Here is a 25,658-nt window from a genome sequence, read left to right on the forward strand (position 1 = left end):
ACCATCCAACGGGATGGCTTGAGGATGGTAGTGGGATGGTAGATGACGTTCCGGGCCTCCGGCCAAGAGCGCCGGACAGCGAGAAGCTGACGATCAACCTCGGCTTTGTCGATCTCGGCCGAGTCGATCTGCTGGTTCGAGACGGCTTCTATGCCAATCGCGCCGATTTCATCCGAACGGCCGTGCGCAATCAGCTCGACCGTCAGGGCGATGCCGTCACGCAGTCGTTGGCCCGCAAGAGGCTCAGCCTGGGTCTCTCGCACTACACCCGGCAGGATCTCGAAGCGGCAAGAGACGCCGGCACTCCGCTGCACATCCAGGTTCTCGGCCTCGCCAGCATCGCTCCCGATGTGACGCCGGAACTCGCCCGCGCCGCCATCGCCTCCGTGCAAGTGCTCGGCGCTTTCCACGCCAAGCCGGCGGTCAAGGCAGCCCTGGCCGACCGTACGGCCTGATCTCTCCTCTCAACGCCTTCGGGGCGTATCCGAACCCTCGCCCCGGCCCGCCGACCTCATTCAGGATCGTGATCATGAACGCATTCTCCGGCATCGACATGGGTGAGGTGACCCGTCTCACCCGCGCCGGCCAGCTCACCGAAGCCATGGCCCTCCTTCAGGGGCGCTCGGCCAACGCCAAGCCGCAAGCGAACGCGCCAGAGGGTGGGCCCGGCAAGAACGGCCGCACCGCGCGATCATGGCCGACGATCGACATGGTCGCGCCTCGGACCGCGGGTGAAGCGTGGACCGCGCCGGGCTTCGGAAAAGGGACCGACAGCGAAGCCCCCTCTGGCCGGACCGATGCCTCGGACCGACAGGGGCTTGCGGAGACCCTGCGGTCCTTGCGCGAGCGCTTTCCCAAGATGGGCGCGATCCCCGGCCTCGGGGATGGCCTCGGATCGCCTCAGCGATCCCCCATCCCGGTACCGGATGGGGCTCGATACGAGGAGCGGACCTTCTCCAATGCGGCGGGCAGCCGGACGTACAAGGTCTATGTCCCGAGCGGCTATACCGGCCAAGCGCTTCCGCTCGTCGTCATGCTGCACGGCTGTACCCAGTCGCCCGATGACTTCGCGTCCGGGACGCGGATGAACGAGCTTGCCGAAGAGCAGACCTTCTTGGTGGCCTATCCCGGCCAGCCTCAATCGGCCAACATGCAGAAGTGCTGGAACTGGTTCAACGCGGCCGATCAGCAGCGCGGCGCGGGCGAGCCTTCGCTGATCGCGGGAATTGCTCAAGAAGTCGTCCGCGAGTTCTCGGCCGATTCCGGACGGGTCTACATCGCGGGACTGTCCGCCGGTGGAGCGGCCGCCGCGATCATGGCGGCGACCTACCCCGATCTGTTCGCGGCGATCGGCGTCCACTCCGGTCTGCCCTATGGTGCGGCCAAGGATATGCCCTCCGCCTTTGCTGCTATGAACGGCGGCGGGACGGCCCAGCCGCTGGGAATGCGCGCGTCGGTCCCCACCATCGTCTTCCACGGCGATGCGGATCGCACCGTCAACGCATCCAACGGCGACCGTATCATCGCCCAGGCCAAGCCGGACGGAGCCTTGAAGAAGGTCGTCACCCGCGGGGAAAGTCCGGGTGGCATGGCCTACACCCGGAGCGTCCAGTCCGATCAATCCGGACGCGAGGTGTTGGAGCAGTGGGTTCTGCATGGAGCGGGCCATGCCTGGTCCGGCGGAAGCGCGAATGGCACCTACACGGATCCGCGCGGTCCCGACGCCAGCCGCGAGATGATGCGCTTCTTCATGGCGCACACAGGCGCAAGTGATACGGCACAACTCTAAAGCATCATTCCGAAATGTGGTTGCCGGCTTTCGGAAAAATGATGCAAAGACAATAATTTAGATTATCGCCCTGGATTCGATATCAAGGATGATAGTCTAGGCATGGAATACCGATCTGCCTGAGAAGGCCGCGATGCTGCGCGGCTGCCAGCCCGAACGTGCCGGCGGCCGCGCAATACGTAGACCATCAGCACCAGCTGCGGTCTCTCGGTTGTGATCGGCGGGCGGGCCTTTCTCGATGCAAGATCTGCAGGTTGCAAGTCGGCCAAGCGACCGAGCCCTACCTGTCGCGGGCCGAGGTACGAGACACGGGATGCCGACTGATACGGCTTCCGCTTGATCCAAGCGGGGGCCGTATCAGCAAGCCCGCGCGGCGCCTGAGGAGGGATCCCATCACGCCGAAGCCCAAATCCGCCATCCCTAAGGGATCAAACGGATTCGGCATGAGCTGATCGCCTGTGGGAAGCGTGCCATGGTGAGGGGCGCTGGTCACGAGACCGACGCCATGTCATGTGCAGGCCGGTGACCGATCATCCCGAACTTCTCCCGCCTGTGCCGCTTGCGAGCCTGGGTTGGCTCGCCTTCTTCGAGGAGCAGCGTGAACCGCACGAGACGGATCTCGCCCCGATGCGGATCGCCACGGTTCACCGCTCACGCCTGACCGCCCTGTCGGAGACCGGATCGGTCAAGCTGGACCTTCCTGTTCATACCAACACCGGGGATTTCGCCGTGGGCGATTGGGTGCTGGTTCACCCCCAGACCCGGATGCTCCACCGCCGTTTGAACCGTCGGACGGTGCTGGAGCGACGCGTCGAAGGCAGCAGAACCCTGCAGCCCGCGGCAGCCAATGTCGATACGCTGTTCATCGTCACCTCCTGCAATGCCGATTTCAATCAGGCTCGACTGGAGCGCTACCTGGCACTGGCCAATCAGGGCGGCACGAATCCGGTGATCTTGCTCACCAAAGCCGACATGGCAGCCGATGTTGACGCCTATCGCAACCAGGCGGCCGCGTTGCAGCGCGGGCTCGACGTCATAACCGTCAATCCCCGCCTACCGACGGCGGCAAGCACCTTGGCCGCGTGGTGCGGGGTGGGACAGACCGTGGCGCTGGTCGGCTCTTCCGGTGTCGGCAAATCAACGCTGGTGAACACGCTGGCCGGTCCAGGGCAGGAGCTTCCTCAAGAGACCGGAGGCATTCGCGAGCACGACGCCAAGGGCCGTCATACCACGACGTCGCGTTCCCTGCACGCCATTGCGGGGGGCGGCTGGGTGATCGACACGCCGGGGATGCGGACACTGCATGTCAGCGGCGCTGCGGACGGGATCGCGACCCTGTTCGCCGAGATCACCGAACTCGCGCCCTCGTGCCGGTTCCGCGACTGTACGCACGCGCACGAGCCCGGCTGCGCCGCGCAGGCCGCGGTCGCGGACGGCAGGCTCGACCCGGAGCGGCTGACGCGTTGGCGAAAGCTTCTCACCGAAAACCGCGACAACACGCCAACCCCCACGGGCCCGCGCGGCCGGCGGAGTGCCGGCGGGTAGATCCATGCCGCCTCGATGAGGCATCGGACGATCGTGCAGGCAGTTTCACATCACGAAGGGCGCGCAGTGATCACTGCGCGCCCTTCGTGCAATTCAATCTTATGGTTTGAACCAACCTGCGCTTCGGCTCCGTTGGGTCATTCTATGCTTCCGCCTATACCCGTTGAAACCGAACGCGTGCCGGTGCCTCAGGAGCACCCTGTTGTGCTTCCGCAGGTGTCGCACTTCAGGCAGGTGCCGTTGCGGACCAGCGTGAAGTTCGCGCATTCGGGGCAGGCCTCGCCGACATAGCCCTTCATCTTCGCTTCGGCCCTGCGGTCGGCGACGCTGCGCTCCGCCTTCGGCTCCGGCTTGGCGAAGGGCAGCGCCTCGATGCTGCCGAGGCCCTGAGGCTCCGCCTTCAGGGCGGTCGCACCCAGCACAGCGTGGACCGTGCCGCCGGCCGGGGCCGTCTGGCCCGTGGCAGCCGCGGCGACACCCATCGTCGCGCCCGACGGGCCGCCCTGGATCAGGGTGAGCCGATCGGCCGAGCCGCGCAGCAGGCCGCGGGAGACCACCGCCGAGGCGGCCGGGGCCGGCTTACCCGTCTCGCGGGTGGTGTCGCCCTCGCCGCCGCCGAGCACCGTGCCGCCGATCTCGGCCGGGTTGACGTGGGCAAGGTCGGTCCGTCCGAGATACGAGACGGCCAGTTCGCGGAACACGTAGTCGAGCAGCGAGGTCGCGTTCTTGATCGCGTCGTTGCCCTGCACGAAGCCCGCCGGCTCGAAGCGGGTGAAGGTGAAGGCCTCGACGTATTCCTCCAGCGGCACGCCGTATTGGAGGCCGAGCGAGATCGCGATGGCGAAGTTGTTCATCAAGCTCCGGAAGGTCGCGCCCTCCTTGTGCATGTCGATGAAGATCTCGCCGAGCCGCCCGTCGTCGTACTCGCCGGTGCGCAGGTAGACCTTGTGCCCGCCGACGACCGCCTTCTGGGTGTAGCCCTTGCGGCGATCCGGCATCTTCTCGCGCGAGCGGATCCGCTCGATGCGCTCGATCACCCGCTCGACGATCTTTTCCGCCGCCGCCGTCGCCTTGGCGGCGGCCGGGGCCTGGATGATCGCCTCAAGAGCCTCGTCGGCCTCCTCCTCGTCATCGGCGATCAGCGCCGAGTTGAGCGGCTGCGATAGCTTGGAGCCGTCACGGTAGAGGGCGTTCGCCTTCAGCGCGAGGCGCCAGGACAGCAGGTACGCCGCCTTGCAATCCTCCACCGTGGCGTCGTTGGGCATGTTGATGGTCTTGGAGATCGCCCCCGAGATGAAGGGCTGCGCCGCGGCCATCATCTGGATGTGGCTCTCGACCGAGAGGTAGCGCTTGCCGGTGCGCCCGCAGGGGTTGGCGCAATCGAACACCGCGTAGTGCTCGAGCTTGAGGAAGGGCGCGCCCTCCAGCGTCATCGCTCCGCAGACATGGGTGTTGGCGGCCTCGATCTCGCGCTTCGAGAAGCCGAGGAAGGGGAGCAACTCGAAGGTCGGGTCGGCCAGCTTCTCGGCGGGCACCTTGAGGGTGTCCTTGAGGAAGTCGTCGCCGAGGTTCCAGCGGTTGAACACGAACTTGATGTCGAAGGCCGACTTCAGCCCGGCTTCCACCGCCGCGATCTTGTCGTCGGTGAAGCCCTTGGCGCGGAGCGACCCTGGGTTGATCGCGGGGGCCTGGCCCATGGAGCCGTGGCCGACGGCGTAAGCCTCGATCTCGGCGATCTCGGCCTCGCGGTAGCCCAGCGCCCGCAGGGCGTCGGGGGCGGCTTGGTTGATGATCTTGAAGTAGCCGCCGCCGGCGAGCTTCTTGAACTTCACCAGGGCGAAGTCGGGCTCGATGCCGGTGGTGTCGCAATCCATCACGAGGCCGATCGTGCCGGTCGGCGCGATCACGGTGGCCTGCGCGTTGCGGTAGCCGTGCTGCTCGCCGAGCGACAGCGCCCGGTCCCAGGCCGCGCGAGCATGGGCGCCGATATCGGCCTGCGGGATGTTGGCGTGGTCGAGGGGCACGGGGGCGACGTTCAGGCCTTCGTAGCCGGCGGCCTCGCCATGCGCCGCGCGGCGATGGTTGCGGATCACCCGCAGCATGTGCCCGGCGTTGTCCGGATACGCCTCGAAGGTGCCGAGTTCGGCCGCCATCTCGGCGGAGGTGGCATAGGCCACGCCCGTCATGATCGCGGTGAGCGCACCGGCGAGCGCCCGGCCCTTATCGGAATCGTAGGGCAGGCCCATGGTCATCAGCAGGCCGCCGATATTGGCGTAGCCGAGGCCCAGGGTGCGGTACTTGTAGGAAAGCTCGGCGATCTCCTTCGAGGGAAACTGCGCCATCATCACCGAGATTTCGAGCACCACCGTCCAGAGCCGGTTGAGGTGCTCGAAGGCGTGCGTGTCGAAGTGCTTGGCCCCACGATCGTACATCGTCAGCAGGTTGGCGCTGGCGAGGTTGCAGGCGGTGTCGTCGAGGAACATGTACTCGGAGCACGGGTTCGAGGCCCGGATCCGCCCGCCCTCCGGGCAGGTGTGCCAGTCGTTCATCGTGGTGTTGAAGTGAAGGCCCGGATCGGCCGAGGCCCAGGCGGCCTCACCGATCTTTTCCCACAGGTCGCGCGCCTGGGGCGTCTTCACGACCTTGCCCGTGGTGCGGGAGGTCAAGCTCCACGGCCCGTCCGCTTCCACCGCGCGCAAGAACTCGTCGGTCAGCGAGACCGAGTTGTTGGAGTTCTGGCCGGCGACCGTGAGGTAGGCCTCCGAATCCCAATCGGTGTCGTAGACGGGGAAGTCGATCTTGGTGAAGCCTTGCTTAGCGAACTGCACGACGCGCTTGATGTAGGCGTCCGGCACCATCGCCTTGCGGGCGGCCTTGATCTCACGCTTGAGCGCCGGGTTGCGCTCGGGGTCGAAGCAGGCGTCGCCCTCGGCCTCGCACTGGGTGCAGGCCTTCATCACCGCGGTGAGGTGCTTGGAGACGACCTTGGAGCCGGTCACCAGCGCGGCAACCTTCTGCTCCTCCTTCACCTTCCAGTCGATGAAGTTCTCGACATCGGGATGGTCGATATCGACGATCACCATCTTGGCAGCGCGCCGTGTGGTGCCGCCGGACTTGATCGCACCCGCCGCCCGATCGCCGATCTTGAGGAACGACATCAGGCCGGACGACTTGCCGCCGCCGCCGAGCTTTTCGTTCTCGCCGCGCAGCATGGAGAAGTTCGAGCCGGTGCCCGAGCCGTACTTGAACAGGCGCGCCTCGCGCACCCACAGGTCCATGATGCCGCCCTCGTTGACGAGGTCGTCCTGCACGGACTGGATGAAGCAGGCATGCGGCTGCGGGTGCTCGTAGGCTGTGGCCGACTTCGTCAGCACACCGGTCTTCGGGTCGCAGTAGAAATGGCCCTGGCTCGGCCCGTCGATGCCGTAGGCCCAGTGCAGGCCGGTGTTGAACCATTGCGGCGAGTTCGGCGCCACCATCTGGCGGGCGAGCATGAAGCGCAGCTCGTCCTGGAACGCCGAAGCGTCCTCCTCCGAGGAGAAGTAGCCGCCCTTCCAGCCCCAATAGGTCCAGCAGCCGGCGAGCCGGTCGAACACCTGGGTGGAGGAGATCTCGGAAACGAAGCGCTCTTCCTCCGGCAGTTCGGCGAGCGCGGCCTCATCCGGCACGGCGCGCCAGAGGAAGGAGGGGACGCTGTTCTCTTCCACCTTCTTCAGGCGGGCCGGGACGCCGGCCTTGCGGAAATACTTCTGCGCCAGCACGTCGGCGGCGACTTGGCTCCAACTCTCCGGCACGGAGATGCCGTCGAGCCGGAAGACGATCGAACCGTCCGGGTTGCGAATCTCGCTCACCGCCTTGCGGAAGGCGATGGCTGCGTAGGGCGATTGGCCTGCCGTGGTGTAGCGCCGCTCGAACCGCATGAATCCCTCTCCCTCGGAGCCAAGCGACCCCGTGCCGCGGCGCAGGCCGCGGATCATGGATGAAAAGCCGGATGTGCCTCGGCCGATTCGGAGCCCCGCAACAGACGACGTGGGGACCTGTCCGCCATGCGAAAACGGGGTTCTTCCCAAACCCCGCCGAACCGTTCGAAGCGATGCCCGGACCTTACGTCCGAGTGGCCATCTGCGTCAATAACTAGTGCCGGCTACCCGTGTTCCGCGCTAGATGTTGTGTTCTGCGTGATAAATCTGTGGATATTCGAGGCGCTTCGCTAAGTGGCCTTTCGGCTTGATCGAATCCGCCGGGAAATTTTTTCGGTCCACAGGGAGCGCTGCGCGTTTGGCCGCCCGCGGCAGGGTCGGACAGGGTTAACGGCGGCGCGAGACAGGGGAGGCGTGCCGTAAATGCGACAGCGACCCGGAGTGCTGGACTCATACGCGCGCGGCGACCATAACGACCGCGGCGACGGCACCGCGGGTCCGTCGCTTGCCGGAGGAATCATGGCCCTCAAGGACACGCTGCTGCGCATCTTCACTTGGTGGAACGGGCAGACGATGTCGCTCGCGCTCTATACCGCGCGCAGCGGCCAGTTCGTCGGCTCGGACGAGCTGGGCAACAAGTACTACAAGGCGCTGGGCCCGTTGATCGACCGCTCGGTCGGCCCGGAGCGGCGCTGGGTGGTCTATAACGGCTATGCCGACGCCTCCCGTGTGCCGCCGGGCTGGCGGGCGTGGCTGTGCCACAACGGCGACGTCGCCCCGAGCGAGGAGGATTATCGCCCCCGCGAGTGGCAGAAGGCCCATGAGGAGAACCTCACCGGCACGGCGGCGGCCTATCGGCCGAAGGGCTCGCAGCTCTCCTGGGGCCAGCGCCCGGCCGCGACCGGCGACTATGTGCCGTGGGCGCCGGGCGAGTAGATCCCGCCGCGGCGCAAGGGCCGACCACGACCGGCCGCGTCGTGGCCGGCGCGTAACCCGGCCGGAACTGAGAGGCTCACGGCCCTGCCGCCCTTTTTCCACCACCCTTGGGGTGTTGGAACGGCGGCACCTTTTGCCGGCCGCGAGGGCCGGCGCCAGACTCAAGAGGGCGCCTTGAGCCGCATCCCTGCAACGATCCTGCGCCGGACCGCACTCGGCACGCTCGCCCTGGCGCTCTGTGCGCTGCCGGCCTCGGCCGACAAGATCAAGAACCCGACCGCGGTGTTCTCCGGCCTCGACAAGATCACCGGCCGGATCGTGACCTTCGAGGTCGCCATCGACGAGACGGTGCAGTTCGGCGCGCTGCAGATGACGCCGCGGGTCTGCTACTCGCGCCCGCCGACCGAGACGCCGAAGACCACGGCCTTCCTCGAAGTCGATGAGGTGACGCTCGACAGCAAATACCGGCGCATCTTCACCGGCTGGATGTTCGCGTCGAGTCCCGGCCTGCACGCCATCGAGCACCCGATCTACGATGTGTGGCTGACCGATTGTAAGGGCGGCTCCGATGTGATCGCCGAGGCGAAGGAGCAGGAGGACGTGCCCGCGCTCGCCTCGCGCCAGGACAAGCCGAAGAAGAAGGGCGCGGACCCGACCAAGACGGCCTCGCAAGTCAACCAGAACGGTCAGGTCGACGTCGAGGGGCCGCGGGGCGTGCCGGTCCAGCCCAAGCAGAAGCCCTCGCGCAAGTTCTTCCCGAACAACGAGGGGCCGGCAGCGGCCCCGCCGCCCCCGCGCGAGCCGCAATCGATCTTCGACGCGATCTTCCGGTAGCCATTCCTACGACGCCAGCCGCTGCCGTGAGGTCATGAACGGCCCGAGCGGCTGGCGGGCGGCGGCGAAGGACGCGAGCCCGATCGGGCGTGGCATGCCGACATAGATCGCCTCCATCCCGCCCGAGAGCCGGTAGGCCTCGTGCCAGAAGCCGTTGCCGGCCGGATCGCGGCCGAAATCCCGCCACCACGTCTTGTGCGGGTCCGAGCGGGTGAAAGCCTCCAGGCTTTCCAGATCGCGCCAGTACTGCCGCATGCCGATATGGTTGAGGCCGTAGACGAGGTTCTCGTGCGCCAGCAGCCCATCCGGCCGCTCGCGCTGCATCTGAGCCAGCCCGCGCCCGATGCCGAGCAGCGCCTTCAGGCCCCGCATCCGTCCGACGCGAAAGCCGAGATAGACCACGACAAGACCCGGATAGGCCGAGAGATCGACCGAGTCCCGCGTAGGCCGGGCGTTCGCGGCCGCTTGCCTATCCGATGTCTGCATGGCACCCCTCCATGTTTACGGTGTAATCATAGGTGCGTTGCTTACAGTGTCAACATCGAAGGGCGAACCGAACGCGACCAAGGGCGGCTACCATCACGGCGATCTGCGCGAGGCGCTGGTCGCGGCGGGTCTGTCGATCCTGGAGGAGGGGGGCGATCTGGCCTCGCTCGGCCTGCGCGAGACCGCGCGCCGGGCGGGCGTCTCGGCGATGGCGCCCTACCGGCACTTCCCCGACAAGGATGCCCTGCTTGCGGCGGTGGCCATCGTCGGCTTCGAGCGGCTGCGCGCGGCGCTGGAGGAGGCGGATCGGGGAGGGGAGGGGGCGGGTCGCGAGGCCCTCTACGCGCAAGGGGCGGCCTATGTCGCTTTCGCCTCTGCGCAGCCCGGATTGTTCCGCCTGATGTTCGGCGGGATGCGCTCCGGCGGATCACGGCCCCAGGCGCTGTGCGAAGCCTCCGCCGCCGCCTACGCGGTGCTGGCTGAGCGGGTCGCCGCGTTGGTGCCGGGCGCAAACGCCGCCGACGAGGCCCTGCGGTCCTGGGCGCTCGTCCACGGGATCGCCTCGCTCGTCATCGACGGCTTGCTCGGGGACGCTGTGCGGACCGATCCGCAGGCGGCCGCCTTTCTCGTAGGACGCCTTCTGCGGCTGGAGGCCATTCCTGGATGAGAGAAGGGGATCCCAAAGGGATCATCCCTTTGGCGGGGTGCCGGGGTGTAACCCCGGCTGTCCTCCAGGGCTCTGCAGTGGAAGCGCGAAAGGACTTGCCCTTTCGAAACTTCAACTACGCCTCGGCGCTACCGATCCCGAGGGCGGCCAGGGCTTCGGCGCCGCGAAAGACCTGGTCCGACGGACCCCATTCGGCCCGCTCGGTGATCGCGGCGGCGAGCTGGCGCTTGTAGATGTGGCGCGGCATTTCCTCGACGCCGAACTGGCTCAGATGATCGGTCAGGAACTGCGTGTCGGCGAGGCGATAACCGCCGGAGCGCAGCCGCGCGACGAGGTGGACCAGGGCGACCTTCGAGGCGTCGCGCACCTCGTGGAACATGCTCTCGCCGAAGAAGGCCGCCCCCAGCGAGACGCCGTAGAGCCCGCCCGCGAGGCGCCCCTCTTGGTAGACCTCGATCGTGTGGCAATGGCCGAGATCGAACAGCGCGCCGTAGAGGTCGCGGATACGGGCGTTGATCCAAGTGCGGGCCGTATCCCGGCGCGGGGCAGCGCAGCCGTCGATCACCGCATCGAAATCCCGGTCGCTGACGACCTCGAACCCGTCGGAGCGCACGGTGCGGGCGAGGCGCTTGGGCACGTGGAAGCGGTCGAGGGGCAGCACCCCGCGGGCGCGGGGCTCGACCCAGTAGATCGTCGGATCGTCCGCATCCTCGGCCATCGGGAAGATCCCGGCGGCATAGGCCTTGAGCAGGATGTCGGGCGTGATGTCCACGGGCGGCCTGTCGTGCATCGAAGCGTTGTCGCTCCGGCGGAGGCGGAACGCCAGACCCATCACGTCGCGGACGGGCATCGGAGCGCGGTCCCTGACCGTCTCGAAAAGCATTCTCCGCTGTCATTCCGGGGCGCCGAAGGCGCACCCGGAATCCACGATTGAGCTCTACGCCCAGCTTCGGCGACGCATCACGGATGGATCCCAGGTTCCGTTGCGCGGCCCCGGAATGACGGTCGATGGTCAGAAACAGCCGGCCCGCAACGGGACCGGCAGTCGATCGACGAGGAACGTGTCGCCGCCGTTCAGCGTCTCTGGTCGGTCTCGGATAATTCCTCGCGGGCCAGGAAGCCTTCGAGCCAGTGGATGTCGTAGAGGCCGTTCTGCACGTCGGCATTGCGCACCAGCGTGCGGAACAGCGGCAGCGTGGTGTCGATGCCGTCGACCACGAACTCGTCCAGCGCCCGGCGCAGGCGCATCAGGCACTCGTTGCGGGTGCGCCCGTGCACGATCAGCTTGCCGATCAGCGAGTCGTAGTTTGAGGGAATCCGGTAGCCCTGGAAGGCGGCCGAATCGACCCGGACGCCGAGACCGCCCGGCGGGTGGAAGTAGGTGATCAGCCCCGGCGAGGGCCGGAAGGTCGAAGGGTGCTCGGCGTTGATCCGGCACTCGATGGCGTGGCCCTCGACCTTGATGTCCTCCTGAACCACCGACAAGCCGCCGCCGGCGGCGACCCGGATCTGCTCGTTCACGAGATCGATCCCGGTGATCATCTCTGTGACGGGGTGCTCCACCTGAATCCGGGTGTTCATCTCGATGAAGTAGAACCGCCCGTCCTCGTAGAGGAACTCGATGGTGCCGGCGCCGAGATAGCCGAGTTCGCGCATGGCGTTGGCGCAGATGCCGCCGATCTCGGCGCGCATCGCCTCGTTGAGGGCCGGCGAACCGCCTTCCTCCCAGACCTTCTGGTGACGGCGCTGGAGCGAGCAGTCGCGCTCGGCCAGGTGCACGGCGTGGCCCTTGCCGTCGCCGAGGATCTGCACCTCGATGTGGCGGGGCTTGGTCAGGTACTTTTCGAGGTAGACCGCATCGTCGCCGAAGGCGGCCTTGGCCTCGGTGCGGGCCATATCGAGGGCCTGCTCCAGCTCGCTCTCCGAGCGGGCGACCTTCATGCCACGTCCGCCGCCGCCGGAGGCCGCCTTCACCAGCACGGGATAGCCGATCTCGGCGGCCACGCGCTTGGCCTCGTCCGGATCGGTGACGCCGCCCTCCGAGCCCGGAACGCAGGGAATGCCGAGGCGCTTGGCGGTGCGCTTGGCCTCGATCTTGTCGCCCATGATGCGGATATGCTCGGCCTTGGGGCCGATGAAGCCGATGTTGTGATGCGCCAGAACCTCGGCGAACCGGGCGTTCTCCGACAGGAAGCCGTAGCCGGGATGCACGGCGTCCGCCCCGGTGATCTCGCAGGCGGCGATGATCGAGGGGATGTTGAGGTAGCTGTCGCGGGCGGCCGGCGGGCCGATACAGACGCTCTCGTCGGCCAGCCGCACATGCATGGCGTCGGCATCCGCCGTCGAGTGGACCGCGACGGTGGCGATACCGAGCTCCTTCGCCGCCCGCAGGATGCGGAGTGCGATCTCGCCGCGGTTGGCGATCAGGATCTTGTCGAACATCGCGGGGAGGCTACTCGAGAACGAGGAGGGCTTCGCCGTACTCGACCGGCATCCCATCCTCGATGAAGATCGCGGTCACCGTACCGGCGCGGGGCGCGACGATTTCGTTGAAGGTCTTCATGGCCTCGACCAGCAGAAGCTTGTCGCCGGCCTGGACCTTCGTGCCGATCTCGATGAACGGCTTGGCGTCCGGCGAGGGGCGCAGGTAGGCGGTGCCGACCATGGGCGACGGCACGGCGCCGGGATGGCCCGCGCCGGATTTGGCGGGGGCCGGCGCCAGGGCAGCAGGCGGCGCCGCGACCGGTGCCGCCGCAGCGGCCGGGGCGGCGGGCGCGACCTGAACCGAGACCGTCTCGATCTTGCGGGCGACGCGGATGCGCAGATCGCCCTTCTCGACCTCGATCTCGGTCAGATCGGTCTCGGCGACCATCCGGGCGAGTTCGCGCACCAGTTCGGGATCGAAGGGTTCGTTCTTGGCCATCGGCTCGTAGTTCTGAGGTCAGGAGGCGGACGGGGTGCGTCCGCGCAGGAGATGGGCGAGGGCGTCGAGCCCCAGGACGTAACTGTGGGCACCGAAGCCCGAAATCAAACCGGCGCAGACCGGTGCGATCCGCGAGACGTGGCGGAAGTCCTCGCGGGCATGGACGTTGGAGAGGTGGATCTCCACCGCCGTCACCCCCGACCCCTTGATCGCGTCACGGAGCGCGATCGAGGTGTGCGTGTAGGCGGCGGCGTTGATGAGCACCCCGGCCCCGGCGGCACCGGCCTCCTGCACGAACGTCACGAGTTCGCCCTCGTGATTCGTCTGACGGAAGGTCAGGGCGATATCGAGGCGAGCCGCCTGCTCCCGCAGGTTTTGCTCGATGTCGGCAAGCGTGGCGGCGCCGTAGATGCCCGGCTCGCGCTGGCCCAGGAGATTGAGGTTCGGCCCGTTGAGGCAGTGAATCGCGATCATGCCGTCCGGCTGCGTCGGCCGGAGGCTTCGCGAACCGCCCGGCAGGAGGGGCGGTCTTAGACGAGTGCGTCGGTGCGCGACAAGGGCGGTTGCCGGCCGGTTGTCCGGCCAAGCTTTCAATAAGTCCAGCGTTGTGCCTTGTTCACGAGGAAATCGCGAAAGGCCTGGACGCGGGCGACCGAGCGCATCTCCTCGGCATAGACGAGATAGCTCTCCATCGTCGGCATTTCGCTCTCGCGCAGCACCTGGACGAGGCTCTCGTTCCCGTCGACGGCGTAGTCCGGCAGGATGCCGACGCCGACGCCCGCCTCCATCGCCTTGTGGAGGGCGGTGATGTTGTTGACCGTGAAGTGGACCGGACGGCGCTCGTCCCCCTCGCGGCCGATGCTGGCGAGATAGTGGGTCGCGAGCAGATAGGACGGCTCGTTGCCGCCGAACGAGACGAGGCGGTGCTCATCGAGGTCGCTGATGGTCTTGGGCTCGCCGAAGCGCTTGACGTAATCGGGGCTCGCGAAAGCGTGATAGTGCACCGTGAAAAGCCGCCGCTGGATCAGGTCGGGCTGGGCCGGGCGGCGCATGCGGATCGCGATGTCGGCCTCGCGCATGGCGAGGTCCAACTCCTCGTTGGTGAGAACCAGCTCGATCCGCACATCCGGATAGAGGTCGAGGAATTCCGAGACGCGCTGTGACAGCCAGGAGGTGCCCAGGCCCACCGTCGTCGTCACGCGCAGGTCACCGGAGGGGCGCTCGCTGGTCTCGACGAGGCGGGCGCGGGTGTTCTCCAGCCTCAGCTTCATGTCGCGCGCGGCGCGAAACAGCAGATCGCCCTGCTCGGTCAGGATCAGGCCCCGGGCATGCCGGTGGAACAGCGGCGCCTTCAACTCCCGCTCGAGGGCGCTGATTTGCCGGCTCACCGCCGATTGGCTGAGGCCGATGTCGTCGCCCGCCCGCGTGAAGCTGCCGGCCTCCGCGACGTTGAGGAAAATCCGGATCTTGTCCCAATCCAAGGCCGTCACTCCCGCCCGTCGAGGTCGGCCCGTCGCAGTCCGCCCCTACGGGCGGCCGCGACCTTCGGGCGTTGCACGACGCCAGTCTGTTGCCCTGCCGTACCCGGCGAAAGGCTTCTTTCGTGAAACCTTCCGGCTCCCGCAGCTTTCAGGTTAGGACGACAACCTTACAATTTGGTTGCGTCATTTCCGCCATCAACAGGGAAATGCGTATCAGACAACGTCTTGAATGCTTTGACTGCGTCTGTTCCCGGTCGGTCTCGATGTCCGACACGATGGCGAAGCGGGCGTTCTTTTGAACAGTACTTAAAACGTCCGCAAAACGCCCGAAAGCCGGCCGCCTACTCGGCCGCCGCCTTGGCCGGGCTCTCGCCGACGTCGAGATTGGCCAGGAACTTTTCCGCCTCCAGCGCGGCCATGCAGCCCATGCCGGCCGCGGTGATCGCCTGACGGTAGACGTCGTCGGTGACGTCGCCGGCCGCGAACACGCCCGGGATCTCGGTCTCGGTGGTGCCCGGCGTCACGGTGATGTAGCCGCCGTGCCGCATCGGCAGTTGGCCCTCGAAGATCCCCGTGGCCGGCTGGTGGCCGATCGCCACGAACAGGCCGTCGGTGGGCTGCTCGACGATCGCTCCGGAGCGCAGATCCTTCAGGCGCAGATGCGTGACGGAGGGTGGCGTGTCGGAGCCGCAGATTTCCTCCACCGCGTGGTGCCACTTCACCGTGACGTTGGCGTGCTTGAACAGGCGCTCCTGCAGGATGCGCTCGGCCCGGAACTCGCCGCGGCGGTGGATCACGGTGACCGACTTGGCGAGGTTGGCCAGATACAGCGCCTCCTCGACCGCGGTGTTGCCGCCGCCGACCACGGTCACGTCCTTGCCGCGGAAGAAGAAGCCGTCGCAGGTGGCGCAGGCCGAGACGCCGAAGCCCTGGAACTTCGCCTCCGAGGGCAGGCCGAGCCACTTCGCCTGGGCACCGGTGGCGATGATGAGCGCGTCGCAGGTGTAGGTCTCGCCGGAATCAGCCTCCAGCCGGAACGGGCGCACGTTGAGATCGACGCTCGTGATGTATTCCGAGACAATCTTCGTGCCGACATGCTCGGCCTGGAGCCGCATCTGCTCCATCAGCCAGGGGCCCTGGATCGCGTCGGCGAAGCCCGGATAATTTTCGACATCGGTCGTGATCATCAGTTGGCCGCCCGGCTGGAAGCCCGAGATCAGCAGGGGCTCGACCATGGCGCGGGCAGCGTAGATCGCGGCGGTGTAGCCGGCCGGTCCCGAGCCGATGATGACGAGCCTCGCATGGGTATGGGCCATCTGTGCCGTCTCCTGTCGGCGGGCGTCCCGATCCTTGGGCGCCGGCCGTCCGTTGTTTGTGTAGCCTCGCGCGCAGTCTGACACGAGGAAGGCAAAAATTTCTTCCCAAAGCGGGCGACGCGGGCAAACGGCCCGTTCTGTCCCGATGCCGGCTCAGAACGGTCCGCGCGGGTCCGACGTCCGTTCGGCCGGGCGCGGCACCGTCGCCGTGTCCCCCGCCAAGCGCGCACGGTGCCGCCCATAAGCCTCCGCCAGGGCCGCGGCGATCTCCGGCGTCGCGTCGATGGGAGCGTAGCGCAGCGCCTCCAGGCGGCCGATGAACGGCTTCAGCGCACCGGCCATAGCGAGGCCCGCGAACATCCGCCGATGCCGGATATAGGTACGCGGCAGATCGAACAGCAGGAGGGGCACGCCGGTGCTCGCGGCCTCGCCCACCATGTTGGCTGAGTCGGAGGTGACGACGATGTGGTCGGCGATCGCCAGCATGCCGACGTAAGGGTTCTCGCCGCTGCCGTCCCAGAAGAAACCGCCCTTGTCCTTCACCAAGTTTTCGAGGGCGATGCGCAGGTTCGGCGGCGTGCGCCGGGACACCGTCAGCATTAGCGAGCAGCCGCCATCGGCCAGCTTGGTGAGATCGCGCACGAGCCGTTGCATGTCGGCTTTGCGGTAGCGCAGATGCCGGCTGTCCCCGCCGATCAGCACGGCGATGCGCGGCCAGGGCAGGCGCGCGAGACGCGGATCAGGCGTCGTGCGGGCGGTGTCGAGCCGGGCGCGGGAGACGGGATGCGGCGCAGTGAGCGTGGTGAAGACGTTGGGACCGCGCAGGTCGTCGTAGTCGGGAACCCAGATGAAATCCGCGGTGTCGTGGCCGGTGCGCGGATCCTTGAGGAAGGCCGTGAAGGTTGTCTCGCCCGAGGCGCGGCGCACGGCGCGCAGATAGGGCACGGCGCGCCGCCCCGACGCGATCAGGAGATCGGGGAGCGGGCCTTGCAGCAGGCCGCCGGCCCGGCCCGGTGCGTCCCGCGGGTCGATCGGCCCCCATGGGGCCATCCAGGTCAGCGGCCGTCCGTCCGGAATCCGCCGCGTCTCGTAGGGGACGCCGAGCGCCTCGGCGATGCCGATGCACTGGTTCTCGTCGCCGGCCTTGCCATCGGTGAGGATCCAGGCGCGGGCCCGCGCGAGTTGCGGCGGGACGCTACCGTCCATCTTCACCAGCCCTTGCACCAGCCCCTGTTCGTTCACGCGACGCAAACCTTCGATCCCACCAAACCCGGCCTTACTGGGACGGGAGCCTGCGCCGCAGCCACTGCGCGTAGTGCTCGGCCAGGGCCGCGACCCGCCGCCGCTCGGAGGCCGGATCGTACCACGCCCCGCCGGAACTCGCGGGCAGGGCCGAGAGCTGGGGATGGCGCGCGAGGATCTCGCCCCCACGGCCGACCAGCAGCGCCTCGCCGTCGAGGTAATCCGTCGTGCCGCTGCCGCCGAAGCTGCTGCGGTCACCGCCTTGCGAACCGCCATAGGCGGCGAGCGAGAGGCCGCTCACGCGCACCACCAGCGTCGGCGCGCCGCGGACGATGCGGTCTCGGAAGCTGCGCCGCATCGCCTCGGTCAGATCGGCGCGCAGAACCTCCGTCTGCGGGCCGCGGGCGTAGACCTGCAGGGGGCGCACATCGACGGTGATCCCGCCGACCCGGTCGAAGGCCTGGTCGAAATCCTGCGCCCCGGCCGGGACGCTGAGCGCGAGCGCGGCCAAAACCCCGGCCAGGAGGCCGAGCACGGCCGCGAGGCCGGGGACGCGCACGGGGATCAGGCTCCCCACTCGACGGCGACGACCTCATAGGACTTGCCGCCACCGGGCGTCGTGACTTCCACCGTGTCGCCGACGGCCTTGCCGATCAGGGCGCGGGCGATGGGCGAGGAGATCGAGACGCGGCCCTCGCGCACATCCGCCTCCGGCTCGCCGACGAGCTGGTAGGTCTTCTCCTCCTCGGTGTCCTCGTCCAACAGCTTCACGCGGGCGCCGAACTTGATCTTGGAGCCGGACAGCTTCGAGGTATCGATGATCTCGGCCCGCGCGATCATGCTTTCCAGTTCGAGCACCCTGCCCTCGTTGTGGGACTGGGCCTCCTTGGCGGCATGGTACTCGGCATTCTCGGACAAATCGCCCAGCGCGCGCGCCTCGGAGATTGCCTGGATGATGCGCTGCCGCTCCACCTGCTGGCGACGCTTCAGCTCCTCCTCGAGGGCTGCGTAGCCGCGTGCCGTGATGGGAAGCTTGTCGATGCTCATGGTCTCGCGCCACAATGAAGAGGCCCGGCCGGAGCGAAACGCTCCTTCCGGGCCGGGATAACGGCTCTCGATTGTGTGCTCTCGGGCCGCCCGCTTCCGCTCGGCGGGCCGCCCGGCACACGAACGTCTATTTAGGCCGCGAAGTATTCCTGCAAGGCGCGGACCTGAAGATCGCCTTCGAGGTAGGCCTTGATCCCCTCGGCCGCCGCCATCGCGCCGGCGAGAGTGGTGTAGTACGGCACTTTATGCAAGAGGGCCGCCCGCCGGAGCGAGCGTGAGTCGGAGAGCGCGCCGGCCCCCTCGGTGGTGTTGATGACCAGCGCGATGTCGCCGTTCTTAATCGAATCGACGATGTGGGGACGGCCCTCGAGCACCTTGTTGATGCGCTGGGTCGGGATGCCCTCGTCCGCGAGGTAGCGCTGCGTGCCGCCGGTCGCGAGGATGGTGAAGCCGAGGCTGGAGAGCTGTCGGATCGCCGGCAGCACGCGGGGCTTGTCATCGTCACGCACGGAGACGAACACCGTGCCGGTGCGCGGCACCGCCGTGCCCGAACCGAGCTGGCTCTTGGCGAAAGCCACGCCGAACCCGGCATCGAGCCCGATCACTTCGCCGGTCGAGCGCATCTCCGGCCCGAGCAGCACGTCGACGCCGGGGAAGCGGGCAAAGGGGAACACCGCCTCCTTCACCGCGATGTGGTCGAGTTGCTTACGTCTGAGACCAAAGCTGTCGAGGCGCTCGCCGGCCATGACCCGCGCGGCGATCTTTGCGATCGGCTCGCCGATCACCTTGGCGACGAAAGGCACCGTGCGCGAGGCGCGCGGGTTTACTTCCAGCACGTAGATCGCGCCGTCCTTGATCGCGTACTGCACGTTCATCAGGCCGCCGACCTTGAGGGCCAGCGCCATCGCCTTGGTCTGGCGCTCCAGCTCGGTGATGATCTCGGGCGAGAGCGTGCGCGGCGGCAGCGAGCAGGCGGAATCGCCTGAGTGAATACCCGCCTCCTCGATGTGCTCCATGATGCCGGCGATGAACACGCTCTCACCGTCGCAGACCGCATCGACATCGACCTCGGTCGCGTCCGAAAGGTAGCGGTCGAACAGGAGCGGGTTCTTGCCCAGCACCGTGTTGATCTGCCCCGTCTTGTCGTTGGGGTAGCGCGCCTTGATGTCGGAGGGGATCAGGCTCGGCAGCGTGCCGAGCAGGTACTCGGCGAACTGGGTCTCGTCGCGGATGATCGCCATGGCCCGCCCGCCGAGCACGTAGCTCGGGCGCACGACGAAGGGCAGGCCGAGTTCGGCCGCGACCAGCCGGCTCTGCTCGACCGAGTAGGCGATGCCGTTCTTGGGCTGCTTGAGGCCGAGCTTGTCGAGGAGCCGCTTGAACTGGTCGCGGTCCTCGGCGAGGTCGATCGCGTCCGGCGAGGTGCCGAGGATCGGCACGCCGGCAGCCTCCAGGGCGCGGGCGAGCTTGAGCGGGGTCTGGCCGCCGAACTGCACGATCACGCCGTGAAGCTGGCCCGCCTGCCGCTCGGTCTCGATGATCTCGAGTACGTCCTCCGCCGTCAGCGGCTCGAAGTAGAGCCGGTCGGAGGTGTCGTAGTCGGTCGAGACCGTCTCCGGGTTGCAGTTGACCATAATGGTCTCGTAGCCGGCCTCCGTCAGCGCGAAGCAGGCGTGGCAGCAGCAATAATCGAACTCGATGCCCTGGCCGATCCGGTTCGGGCCACCGCCGAGGATGATGACCTTCTTCTTGTCCGACGGGTACGCCTCGTCCGCGGTCTGGCCGGCGAAGGGGGCGACGTAGGTCGAGTACATGTAGGCGGTCGGCGCCTTGAACTCGGCGGCGCAGGTGTCGATCCGCTTGAAGACCGGCCGCACGCCGAGAGCCCGGCGGGCGGCGCGCACGGCGTCCTCGTCGGCGTCGGTCAACACGGCCAGCCGCGCGTCGGAGAAGCCGGCGGCCTTGAGTTGGCGGAAGGCGCCCGGCGTCCCCGGCAGGCCATGCGCCTTCACCCGGTTCTCCAGATCGACGATGGCCTGAAGCTGCTCGAGGAACCACGGATCGATCGCGCAGGAGGCGTAGATCTCCTCGTGGCTGATCCCGAGGCGCATCGCCTGCGCGACCTTGAGGAGGCGATCCGGCGTCGGCGTGCCGAGCGCGGCCTTGATCGCGTTGTGGTCGTCGCCCTTGCCGAGACCCTCGATCTCGATCTCGTCGAGGCCGGTCAGCCCCGTCTCGAGCGAGCGCAGGGCCTTCTGAAGGGATTCCGCGAAGCAGCGGCCGATCGCCATGGCCTCGCCCACCGACTTCATCGCGGTGGTCAGCGTCGGCTCGGCGCCGGGGAACTTTTCGAAGGCGAAGCGCGGGATCTTGGTGACGACGTAGTCGATCGTCGGCTCGAACGAGGCCGGGGTCGCGCCGCCGGTGATGTCGTTGGCGATCTCGTCGAGCGTGTAGCCAACGGCGAGCTTGGCCGCGACCTTGGCGATGGGGAAGCCGGTCGCCTTCGAGGCCAGCGCCGAGGAGCGCGACACGCGCGGGTTCATCTCGATCACGATCATCCGGCCCGTCTTCGGGTCGATCGCGAACTGCACGTTCGAGCCGCCGGTCTCGACGCCGATCTCGCGGAGCACCGCCAGCGAGGCGTCGCGCATCACCTGATATTCTTTGTCGGTGAGCGTCAGCGCCGGGGCGACGGTGATCGAGTCGCCGGTATGCACGCCCATCGGATCGACGTTCTCGATCGAGCAGACGATGATGCAGTTGTCCGCCTTATCGCGGACGACCTCCATCTCGTACTCCTTCCAGCCGAGCACGCTCTCCTCGATCAGCACCTCGTTGGTCGGCGAGGCGTCGATGCCGCGCTCGACGATCTCGAGGAACTCCTCGCGGTTGTAGGCGATGCCGCCGCCGGTGCCGCCCATGGTGAAGGAGGGGCGGATGATCGCCGGCAGGCCGACTTCGGCGAGCGCGATCAGCGCCTGGCCGAGCGCGTGCTCGATGTAGCGCCGCCGCCGGTCGCCCTCAGCCCCGCTCCATTGCCGATCGAACTCGGCGAGCGCCGCCGCGCGGACGGCCGGATCCGACTGCGCCGCCTCGATGCGCGCCTTCTCGGCGAGATAGCGGTCGCGGTCGGCCTTCTTGGCGGCCGAGGCGTTGGCGAGTTCCGATTTCGGGGTCTCCAGGCCGATCTTGGTCATCGCGTCGCGGAAGAGGTTGCGGTCCTCCGCCTTGTCGATGGCCTCGGCGGTCGCACCGATCATCTGCACGCCGAACTTTTCCAGCACGCCCATGCGCTTCAGCGACAGCGCGCAGTTCAGCGCGGTCTGGCCGCCCATGGTCGGCAGCAGCGCGTCGGGCCGCTCCTTCTCGATGATCTTGGCGACGATCTCCGGGGTGATCGGCTCGACATAGGTCGCGTCGGCCATGTCCGGGTCGGTCATGATCGTCGCCGGGTTCGAGTTCACCAGAACGATCCGGTAGCCCTCTTCCCGCAGGGCCTTGCAGGCCTGGGTGCCGGAATAATCGAACTCGCAGGCCTGCCCGATGATGATGGGACCCGCACCGATGATGAGAATGGAGGAGATGTCGGTGCGTTTCGGCATTGAGCGCCTTGAATCGAGTTCGCGCGCGCTCGCCCTCGCGCACCGCCGTTTCGAAGGCGGCGCCAAGGGGGCGCAGGCGCTGGGATGATCGTCAAGCCCCGCGTTTACACGCAGCCGCGCAGGTTTGAAAGGCCCGGCTCGTCCGGCCTCGCGATGCTTTGCGTGAAGCGTACTTGAAAATATAATAATTCAATTTCGCAAGTAATGAATGATTTGATGCTTAGTCAAAGACTCGGTATCTCGTGATTGTCGATGAATTCATCGACAATCTTAAGAATTATTCCGAGGAAACGAATGATGATCTTTAGAGTGCTGATCGCTGCGGCCACGCTCGCCGTCGCCCTGCCGGCAGCGGCCGACGAGGTGCCGGTCAAGATGCTCAACAGCGGGCCGGGCGGGATGATGGTGTTCGATCCCGCGCTCATCCGGCTGAAGCCCGGGGACAGCATCAAGTTCCTGCCAACCGACAAGGGGCACAACGTCGAGACGATCAAAGGCATGGCGCCCGATGGCGCCGAAACCGTCAAGACGACCGTCGGTCAGGAGGCCGTGGTCAAGTTCGACAAGGAAGGCGTCTACGGCTTCAAATGCGCGCCGCATTACATGATGGGTATGGTCGCCCTCGTGGTGGTCGGCGACAAGCGCGACAACCTGGAGGCCGCCAAGAGCGTCCAGCACAACAAGCTGACGCAGAAGCGCCTGGATCCGCTCTTCGCGCAGGTTCAGTAGCGGTGACGGGCGGCCCGGCCGCGTGGGGCTCGGGCCGCTTCGCCTCAATCGCCGGCCATCACCAGCGCCCAGAAGCGCTTGTAGCGCGTCGCCGGAGCGTCGAACCGGGCGATGCCGACGCGGCGGAGCTGCGGCATCAGCATGTTGCGGTTATGCTCCGGCGAGGCCTTCCAGCGGGCGAGCACCTGATCGAAGGTCTCGGAGCCGGCGCTCAGGTTCTCAGAGGCGTAGCGCTTGCCGAAGCCGACGCCTGCCATGCGGCTGTCGAAGCTTCCGGCGATCTCGTGGCTGAGCCGCCCGGCCCGCGCATTGGCTTGTGCCTGGAACGAAGCCGCGGTGATCAGGCGGGAATCGATGACGACGGAACTCAGCCCGTGCTGCGCCCTGTAGCGGGAGATCGCAGCGGCGGCGGCCTGCTCGTCGAGAATGATCGGCACGGCCGGCACGCCCGCATCGAGAACGGGTGATCCTCCGCATCCGGCAAGTGTCAGGCTCACGAACGTCAGGGTGACGAGAGTCGCGGCGGCGGACAGGCGCAGGTTCGGCATCGGAGAGGGTGAGGGCTGCAGCGTGAGTCGGATGCGCCCACTTCCCTGCCCGTTGCGGCGAAACCGGGGCGCCCGTCATTCCGACGCGCCACATTGCGCGGCTTGTGGCGCGTCGGTCACGCCGAGCCAAGCGCGCGGCATCAGCGTGCCTCAGGCAGCGATCTGATCGATTGTATATATGCGGAAGGAATTTTTGGTGTCCCGGTCAAATCGACATCGGGAACATGGCGCGGGCGACGGGGCTCGAACCCGCGACCTCCGGCGTGACAGGCCGGCACTCTAACCAACTGAGCTACGCCCGCGTTCTGTGTCGCCGGCCGGCTGGGCTCGTGTCGGCGACGAGGCGGGGTTTAGGTGGGGCGCCTCGGGCTGTCAAGCAGCGGATTCGCGAAATGCGACGGTCCGGCGACGGTAAGCGAAACAGGCCTCGATGGCGGCCGGCTGCGACCCCTCGGACGGCGCCGCCTCTGATCGCTCTGCATGCGCGGCTCGGCGCGCACCACTTGGCCCTTGCGGGGTATCGAGGTGCTGTCGCGTCCGGTCCGGATGGGTTCGCGGGCTCTCTCTCCCTCCAGACGATGCATCTCGTGATGTCAGAACGGCGCACGCCCGCGCTCACAGCGGTGCGGCCCCATCCCCACGGCATGGATGAAAATCTTCCCCCGCCGGTTCCGATAGGACTGCGCCGATCCGCCCCGTGGGCGGGTGCACGAAAGTGCCCATCTGTCAGCCAATGAGGTGATTGTGCGACGCGCAATGCCCTTGTTTCGCCGGGGGGGCTCGTCTAAGCCTCGCCCGCGCTCAGTCTGGCATTGGAGGAATTCCATCCGAGGGATTCCACGGGCCGTAAAGCCGTCGCGAGGGCCGTCGTTCATGATCCTCACGCGCAACCACATGAGAGGTGCGGCATGACCGGCCTATTGGCGGATTACCTGCCGCTCATCATCTTCCTTGGCGTGTCGCTGTTCATCGCGGCGGCGCTGCTGATTGCTCCCTTCATCGTGGCCTATTCGAGCCCCGATCCGGAGAAGCTTTCGGCCTACGAGTGTGGTTTCAACGCCTTCGATGACGCGCGCATGAAGTTCGACGTGCGCTTCTACCTCGTGGCGATCCTGTTCATCATCTTCGACCTCGAAGTCGCCTTCCTGTTTCCCTGGGCGATCACCTTCGGGGAACTCGGCTGGTTCGGCTTCTGGTCGATGATGATCTTCCTCGGCGTCCTCACCGTCGGCTTCGTTTACGAGTGGCGCAAGGGCGCCCTCGAATGGGACTAGCGGCAAGGGTTCGCCCACGTCGTTTCCCTCCCGCTCTCGCTCAGAGGCAGAGATGGCCCTGACTCCGACCTTCTCCCGCGCGCCCGACATCGCGCCGGCGCCCAAAGGGATCATCGATCCCGCAACCGGCCGTCCGATCGGCGCGAACGATCCGACCTTCCTGTCGATCAACGACGAGTTGGCCGACCGCGGCTTCCTCGTCACCAGCGCCGACGAACTCATCAACTGGGCTCGTACCGGCTCGCTGATGTGGATGACCTTCGGTCTCGCCTGCTGCGCGGTCGAGATGATGCAGATGTCGATGCCGCGCTACGATTGCGAGCGCTTCGGCTTCGCGCCGCGCGGCTCTCCGCGGCAGTCCGACGTGATGATCGTCGCCGGCACGCTGACCAACAAGATGGCCCCGGCCCTGCGCAAGGTCTACGACCAGATGCCGGAGCCGCGCTACGTCATCTCCATGGGCTCCTGCGCCAATGGCGGCGGCTACTACCACTACTCCTATTCGGTGGTGCGCGGCTGCGACCGGGTGGTGCCGGTGGATATCTACGTGCCGGGCTGCCCGCCGAGCGCCGAAGCCCTGCTCTACGGCGTCCTGCTGCTGCAGCGGAAGATCCGCCGCATCGGCACGATCGAGCGGTGAGGGAGGGCGCGATGGAGGCCATCACCACCAACGGCATCACGCTTCGCCGGACCGTCGCGGCCGCTCAGGGCGAGGACGCCCTGCGGACCATGGGCGAGCGGATCGCCGGGGCGCTCGGTCCGGCAGTCACCGAATGGGCCATCGCCCATGGCGAGCTGACGCTCGTCGTCCAGGGCAGCGACATCGTCTACGCGCTGACCTACCTGCGCGACGATCCGGCGTGCGCCTTCCGCTGTTTCATCGACATCTGCGGCGTCGATTACCCCCAGCGCGCGCGCCGCTTCGACGTCGTCTACCACCTGCTGTCCCTGCGCCATAACACGCGCGTGCGGGTGAAGGTGCAGACGGATGCCGCGACGCCGGTGCCCTCGGCGATCCCCGTCTTCCCGGCGGCCAACTGGTACGAGCGCGAGACCTACGACCTCTACGGGATCCTGTTCTCGGGCCATCCCGACCTGCGCCGGCTGCTCACCGATTACGGGTTCGAGGGTCATCCGCTGCGCAAGGACTTCCCGCTGACCGGCTTCGTCGAGGTTCGCTACGATCAGGACGAGGCGCGGGTGGTCTACGAGCCGGTCAAGCTCACCCAGGAGTTCCGCAACTTCGACTTCCTGTCGCCATGGGAGGGCACGGACTACGTGCTGCCGGGCGACGAGAAGACGTCGAGCTGAGGGCT

At 67.2% G+C, this 25,658-nt stretch carries 23 protein-coding genes and 1 tRNA gene; 10 read left to right on the forward strand and 14 right to left on the reverse strand.

The window, feature by feature from the left end:
* Window positions 1–35 precede the first annotated feature (35 nt).
* The 3 genes from J2W78_RS22890 (at window position 36) to rsgA (ending at window position 3,334) form a co-directional block, all read left to right on the forward strand.
* Window positions 36–455, forward strand: a complete 420-nt coding sequence (locus tag J2W78_RS22890; RefSeq protein WP_253373863.1) for a CopG family transcriptional regulator — start codon at window positions 36–38, stop codon at window positions 453–455.
* 74 nt (window positions 456–529) lie between these two features.
* A complete protein-coding gene (locus J2W78_RS22895) occupies window positions 530–1,789 on the forward strand; it encodes an extracellular catalytic domain type 1 short-chain-length polyhydroxyalkanoate depolymerase (RefSeq protein ID WP_253373864.1) in 1,260 nt (419 codons plus the stop codon).
* Window positions 1,790–2,299: 510 nt separating this feature from the next.
* Complete coding sequence (gene rsgA / locus J2W78_RS22900) at window positions 2,300–3,334, forward strand: ribosome small subunit-dependent GTPase A (RefSeq protein WP_253373865.1); 1,035 nt, start codon at window positions 2,300–2,302, stop codon at window positions 3,332–3,334.
* A 188-nt stretch (window positions 3,335–3,522) separates the two neighbouring features.
* Here the strand turns inward: rsgA and J2W78_RS22905 are convergent, their stop codons facing one another.
* The gene (locus tag J2W78_RS22905; RefSeq protein WP_253373866.1) at window positions 3,523–7,254 is read right to left on the reverse strand and encodes a vitamin B12-dependent ribonucleotide reductase; all 3,732 of its coding nucleotides are present in this window, start codon (window positions 7,252–7,254) and stop codon (window positions 3,523–3,525) included.
* A gap of 519 nt (window positions 7,255–7,773) precedes the next feature.
* Here J2W78_RS22905 and J2W78_RS22910 point away from each other — a divergent pair.
* Entirely contained in the window at window positions 7,774–8,190 is a 417-nt protein-coding gene (locus J2W78_RS22910; protein WP_253373867.1) for an NADH:ubiquinone oxidoreductase subunit NDUFA12, read from the forward strand.
* A gap of 174 nt (window positions 8,191–8,364) precedes the next feature.
* On the forward strand, window positions 8,365–9,024 hold the full coding sequence (locus J2W78_RS22915) for a DUF2155 domain-containing protein (protein WP_253373868.1): 660 nt from the start codon (window positions 8,365–8,367) through the stop codon (window positions 9,022–9,024).
* A 6-nt stretch (window positions 9,025–9,030) separates the two neighbouring features.
* Here J2W78_RS22915 and J2W78_RS22920 read toward each other — a convergent pair whose 3' ends face one another.
* A complete protein-coding gene (locus J2W78_RS22920; protein ID WP_253373869.1) occupies window positions 9,031–9,510 on the reverse strand; it encodes a DUF4188 domain-containing protein in 480 nt (159 codons plus the stop codon).
* 46 nt (window positions 9,511–9,556) lie between these two features.
* Here J2W78_RS22920 and J2W78_RS22925 point away from each other — a divergent pair, with 46 nt between their 5' ends.
* Complete coding sequence (locus J2W78_RS22925) at window positions 9,557–10,177, forward strand: TetR/AcrR family transcriptional regulator (protein WP_253373870.1); 621 nt, start codon at window positions 9,557–9,559, stop codon at window positions 10,175–10,177.
* Window positions 10,178–10,292: 115 nt separating this feature from the next.
* Here the strand turns inward: J2W78_RS22925 and aat are convergent, their stop codons facing one another.
* From aat to carB, 10 genes are all read right to left on the reverse strand, one after another.
* Window positions 10,293–10,967, reverse strand: coding sequence for a leucyl/phenylalanyl-tRNA--protein transferase (gene aat, locus J2W78_RS22930; protein WP_253374120.1), 675 nt, complete (start codon window positions 10,965–10,967; stop codon window positions 10,293–10,295).
* 284 nt (window positions 10,968–11,251) lie between these two features.
* Entirely contained in the window at window positions 11,252–12,619 is a 1,368-nt protein-coding gene (gene accC, locus J2W78_RS22935) for an acetyl-CoA carboxylase biotin carboxylase subunit (protein WP_253373871.1), read from the reverse strand.
* A gap of 10 nt (window positions 12,620–12,629) precedes the next feature.
* Window positions 12,630–13,100: an acetyl-CoA carboxylase biotin carboxyl carrier protein gene (gene accB, locus J2W78_RS22940; RefSeq protein ID WP_253373872.1), complete on the reverse strand. Its 471-nt coding sequence runs from the start codon at window positions 13,098–13,100 to the stop codon at window positions 12,630–12,632.
* Between the two features lie 18 nt (window positions 13,101–13,118).
* Complete coding sequence (aroQ, locus tag J2W78_RS22945) at window positions 13,119–13,574, reverse strand: type II 3-dehydroquinate dehydratase (protein WP_056205087.1); 456 nt, start codon at window positions 13,572–13,574, stop codon at window positions 13,119–13,121.
* 116 nt (window positions 13,575–13,690) lie between these two features.
* Window positions 13,691–14,581 carry a LysR family transcriptional regulator gene (locus tag J2W78_RS22950; RefSeq protein ID WP_003598214.1) on the reverse strand — a complete coding sequence of 297 codons (891 nt, stop codon included), beginning with the start codon at window positions 14,579–14,581 and terminating at the stop codon, window positions 13,691–13,693.
* A 341-nt stretch (window positions 14,582–14,922) separates the two neighbouring features.
* On the reverse strand, window positions 14,923–15,897 hold the full coding sequence (trxB, locus tag J2W78_RS22955; protein ID WP_253373873.1) for a thioredoxin-disulfide reductase: 975 nt from the start codon (window positions 15,895–15,897) through the stop codon (window positions 14,923–14,925).
* A 153-nt stretch (window positions 15,898–16,050) separates the two neighbouring features.
* Window positions 16,051–17,103, reverse strand: coding sequence for a mitochondrial fission ELM1 family protein (locus J2W78_RS22960; RefSeq protein ID WP_253374121.1), 1,053 nt, complete (start codon window positions 17,101–17,103; stop codon window positions 16,051–16,053).
* 70 nt (window positions 17,104–17,173) lie between these two features.
* The gene (locus tag J2W78_RS22965) at window positions 17,174–17,698 is read right to left on the reverse strand and encodes a hypothetical protein (protein WP_253373874.1); all 525 of its coding nucleotides are present in this window, start codon (window positions 17,696–17,698) and stop codon (window positions 17,174–17,176) included.
* Between the two features lie 5 nt (window positions 17,699–17,703).
* Complete coding sequence (gene greA, locus J2W78_RS22970; protein ID WP_253374122.1) at window positions 17,704–18,180, reverse strand: transcription elongation factor GreA; 477 nt, start codon at window positions 18,178–18,180, stop codon at window positions 17,704–17,706.
* A gap of 137 nt (window positions 18,181–18,317) precedes the next feature.
* Window positions 18,318–21,791, reverse strand: a complete 3,474-nt coding sequence (gene carB / locus J2W78_RS22975; RefSeq protein ID WP_253373875.1) for a carbamoyl-phosphate synthase large subunit — start codon at window positions 21,789–21,791, stop codon at window positions 18,318–18,320.
* Between the two features lie 294 nt (window positions 21,792–22,085).
* On the opposite strand from carB, the gene J2W78_RS22980 reads away from it, so the two are divergent.
* Complete coding sequence (locus tag J2W78_RS22980; RefSeq protein ID WP_253373876.1) at window positions 22,086–22,520, forward strand: pseudoazurin; 435 nt, start codon at window positions 22,086–22,088, stop codon at window positions 22,518–22,520.
* A gap of 44 nt (window positions 22,521–22,564) precedes the next feature.
* On the opposite strand, the gene J2W78_RS22985 is transcribed toward J2W78_RS22980, so the two are convergent.
* A complete protein-coding gene (locus J2W78_RS22985) occupies window positions 22,565–23,068 on the reverse strand; it encodes a CAP domain-containing protein (protein WP_253373877.1) in 504 nt (167 codons plus the stop codon).
* Window positions 23,069–23,293: 225 nt separating this feature from the next.
* Window positions 23,294–23,370 (reverse strand) — tRNA-Asp (locus J2W78_RS22990).
* 606 nt (window positions 23,371–23,976) lie between these two features.
* Between J2W78_RS22990 and J2W78_RS22995 the strand changes: the two genes are divergently transcribed.
* The 3 genes from J2W78_RS22995 to J2W78_RS23005 are packed head-to-tail and all read left to right on the forward strand — an operon-like array spanning window position 23,977 to window position 25,653.
* Window positions 23,977–24,342: an NADH-quinone oxidoreductase subunit A gene (locus J2W78_RS22995; RefSeq protein ID WP_015821657.1), complete on the forward strand. Its 366-nt coding sequence runs from the start codon at window positions 23,977–23,979 to the stop codon at window positions 24,340–24,342.
* A gap of 52 nt (window positions 24,343–24,394) precedes the next feature.
* Complete coding sequence (locus J2W78_RS23000; RefSeq protein WP_003598199.1) at window positions 24,395–24,982, forward strand: NuoB/complex I 20 kDa subunit family protein; 588 nt, start codon at window positions 24,395–24,397, stop codon at window positions 24,980–24,982.
* Between the two features lie 11 nt (window positions 24,983–24,993).
* Entirely contained in the window at window positions 24,994–25,653 is a 660-nt protein-coding gene (locus tag J2W78_RS23005; protein WP_253373878.1) for an NADH-quinone oxidoreductase subunit C, read from the forward strand.
* The last annotated feature ends 5 nt before the right edge of the window (window positions 25,654–25,658 follow it).

It is taken from the genome of Methylorubrum extorquens, from assembly GCF_024169925.1.
In the GTDB taxonomy this organism is placed as follows: Bacteria; Pseudomonadota; Alphaproteobacteria; order Rhizobiales; family Beijerinckiaceae; genus Methylobacterium; species Methylobacterium extorquens_A.

Excerpts from the sequence above, each read along its gene's own strand:
- J2W78_RS22995 (WP_015821657.1), top strand. The coding sequence starts at position 23,977 with ATGACCGGCCTATTGGCGGATTACCTGCCGCTCATCATCTTCCTTGGC.
- rsgA (WP_253373865.1), top strand. The coding sequence starts at position 2,300 with ATGTGCAGGCCGGTGACCGATCATCCCGAACTTCTCCCGCCTGTGCCG.
- J2W78_RS22980 (WP_253373876.1), top strand. The coding sequence starts at position 22,086 with ATGATGATCTTTAGAGTGCTGATCGCTGCGGCCACGCTCGCCGTCGCC.
- aroQ (WP_056205087.1), bottom strand. The coding sequence starts at position 13,574 with ATGATCGCGATTCACTGCCTCAACGGGCCGAACCTCAATCTCCTGGGC.
- J2W78_RS22895 (WP_253373864.1), top strand. The coding sequence starts at position 530 with ATGAACGCATTCTCCGGCATCGACATGGGTGAGGTGACCCGTCTCACC.
- J2W78_RS22890 (WP_253373863.1), top strand. The coding sequence starts at position 36 with ATGGTAGATGACGTTCCGGGCCTCCGGCCAAGAGCGCCGGACAGCGAG.
- J2W78_RS22960 (WP_253374121.1), bottom strand. The coding sequence starts at position 17,103 with ATGGACGGTAGCGTCCCGCCGCAACTCGCGCGGGCCCGCGCCTGGATC.
- carB (WP_253373875.1), bottom strand. The coding sequence starts at position 21,791 with ATGCCGAAACGCACCGACATCTCCTCCATTCTCATCATCGGTGCGGGT.
- J2W78_RS23000 (WP_003598199.1), top strand. The coding sequence starts at position 24,395 with ATGGCCCTGACTCCGACCTTCTCCCGCGCGCCCGACATCGCGCCGGCG.
- J2W78_RS22920 (WP_253373869.1), bottom strand. The coding sequence starts at position 9,510 with ATGCAGACATCGGATAGGCAAGCGGCCGCGAACGCCCGGCCTACGCGG.
- J2W78_RS22910 (WP_253373867.1), top strand. The coding sequence starts at position 7,774 with ATGGCCCTCAAGGACACGCTGCTGCGCATCTTCACTTGGTGGAACGGG.
- J2W78_RS22985 (WP_253373877.1), bottom strand. The coding sequence starts at position 23,068 with ATGCCGAACCTGCGCCTGTCCGCCGCCGCGACTCTCGTCACCCTGACG.
- aat (WP_253374120.1), bottom strand. The coding sequence starts at position 10,967 with ATGCACGACAGGCCGCCCGTGGACATCACGCCCGACATCCTGCTCAAG.
- J2W78_RS23005 (WP_253373878.1), top strand. The coding sequence starts at position 24,994 with ATGGAGGCCATCACCACCAACGGCATCACGCTTCGCCGGACCGTCGCG.
- accB (WP_253373872.1), bottom strand. The coding sequence starts at position 13,100 with ATGGCCAAGAACGAACCCTTCGATCCCGAACTGGTGCGCGAACTCGCC.
- accC (WP_253373871.1), bottom strand. The coding sequence starts at position 12,619 with ATGTTCGACAAGATCCTGATCGCCAACCGCGGCGAGATCGCACTCCGC.
- J2W78_RS22905 (WP_253373866.1), bottom strand. The coding sequence starts at position 7,254 with ATGCGGTTCGAGCGGCGCTACACCACGGCAGGCCAATCGCCCTACGCA.
- trxB (WP_253373873.1), bottom strand. The coding sequence starts at position 15,897 with ATGGCCCATACCCATGCGAGGCTCGTCATCATCGGCTCGGGACCGGCC.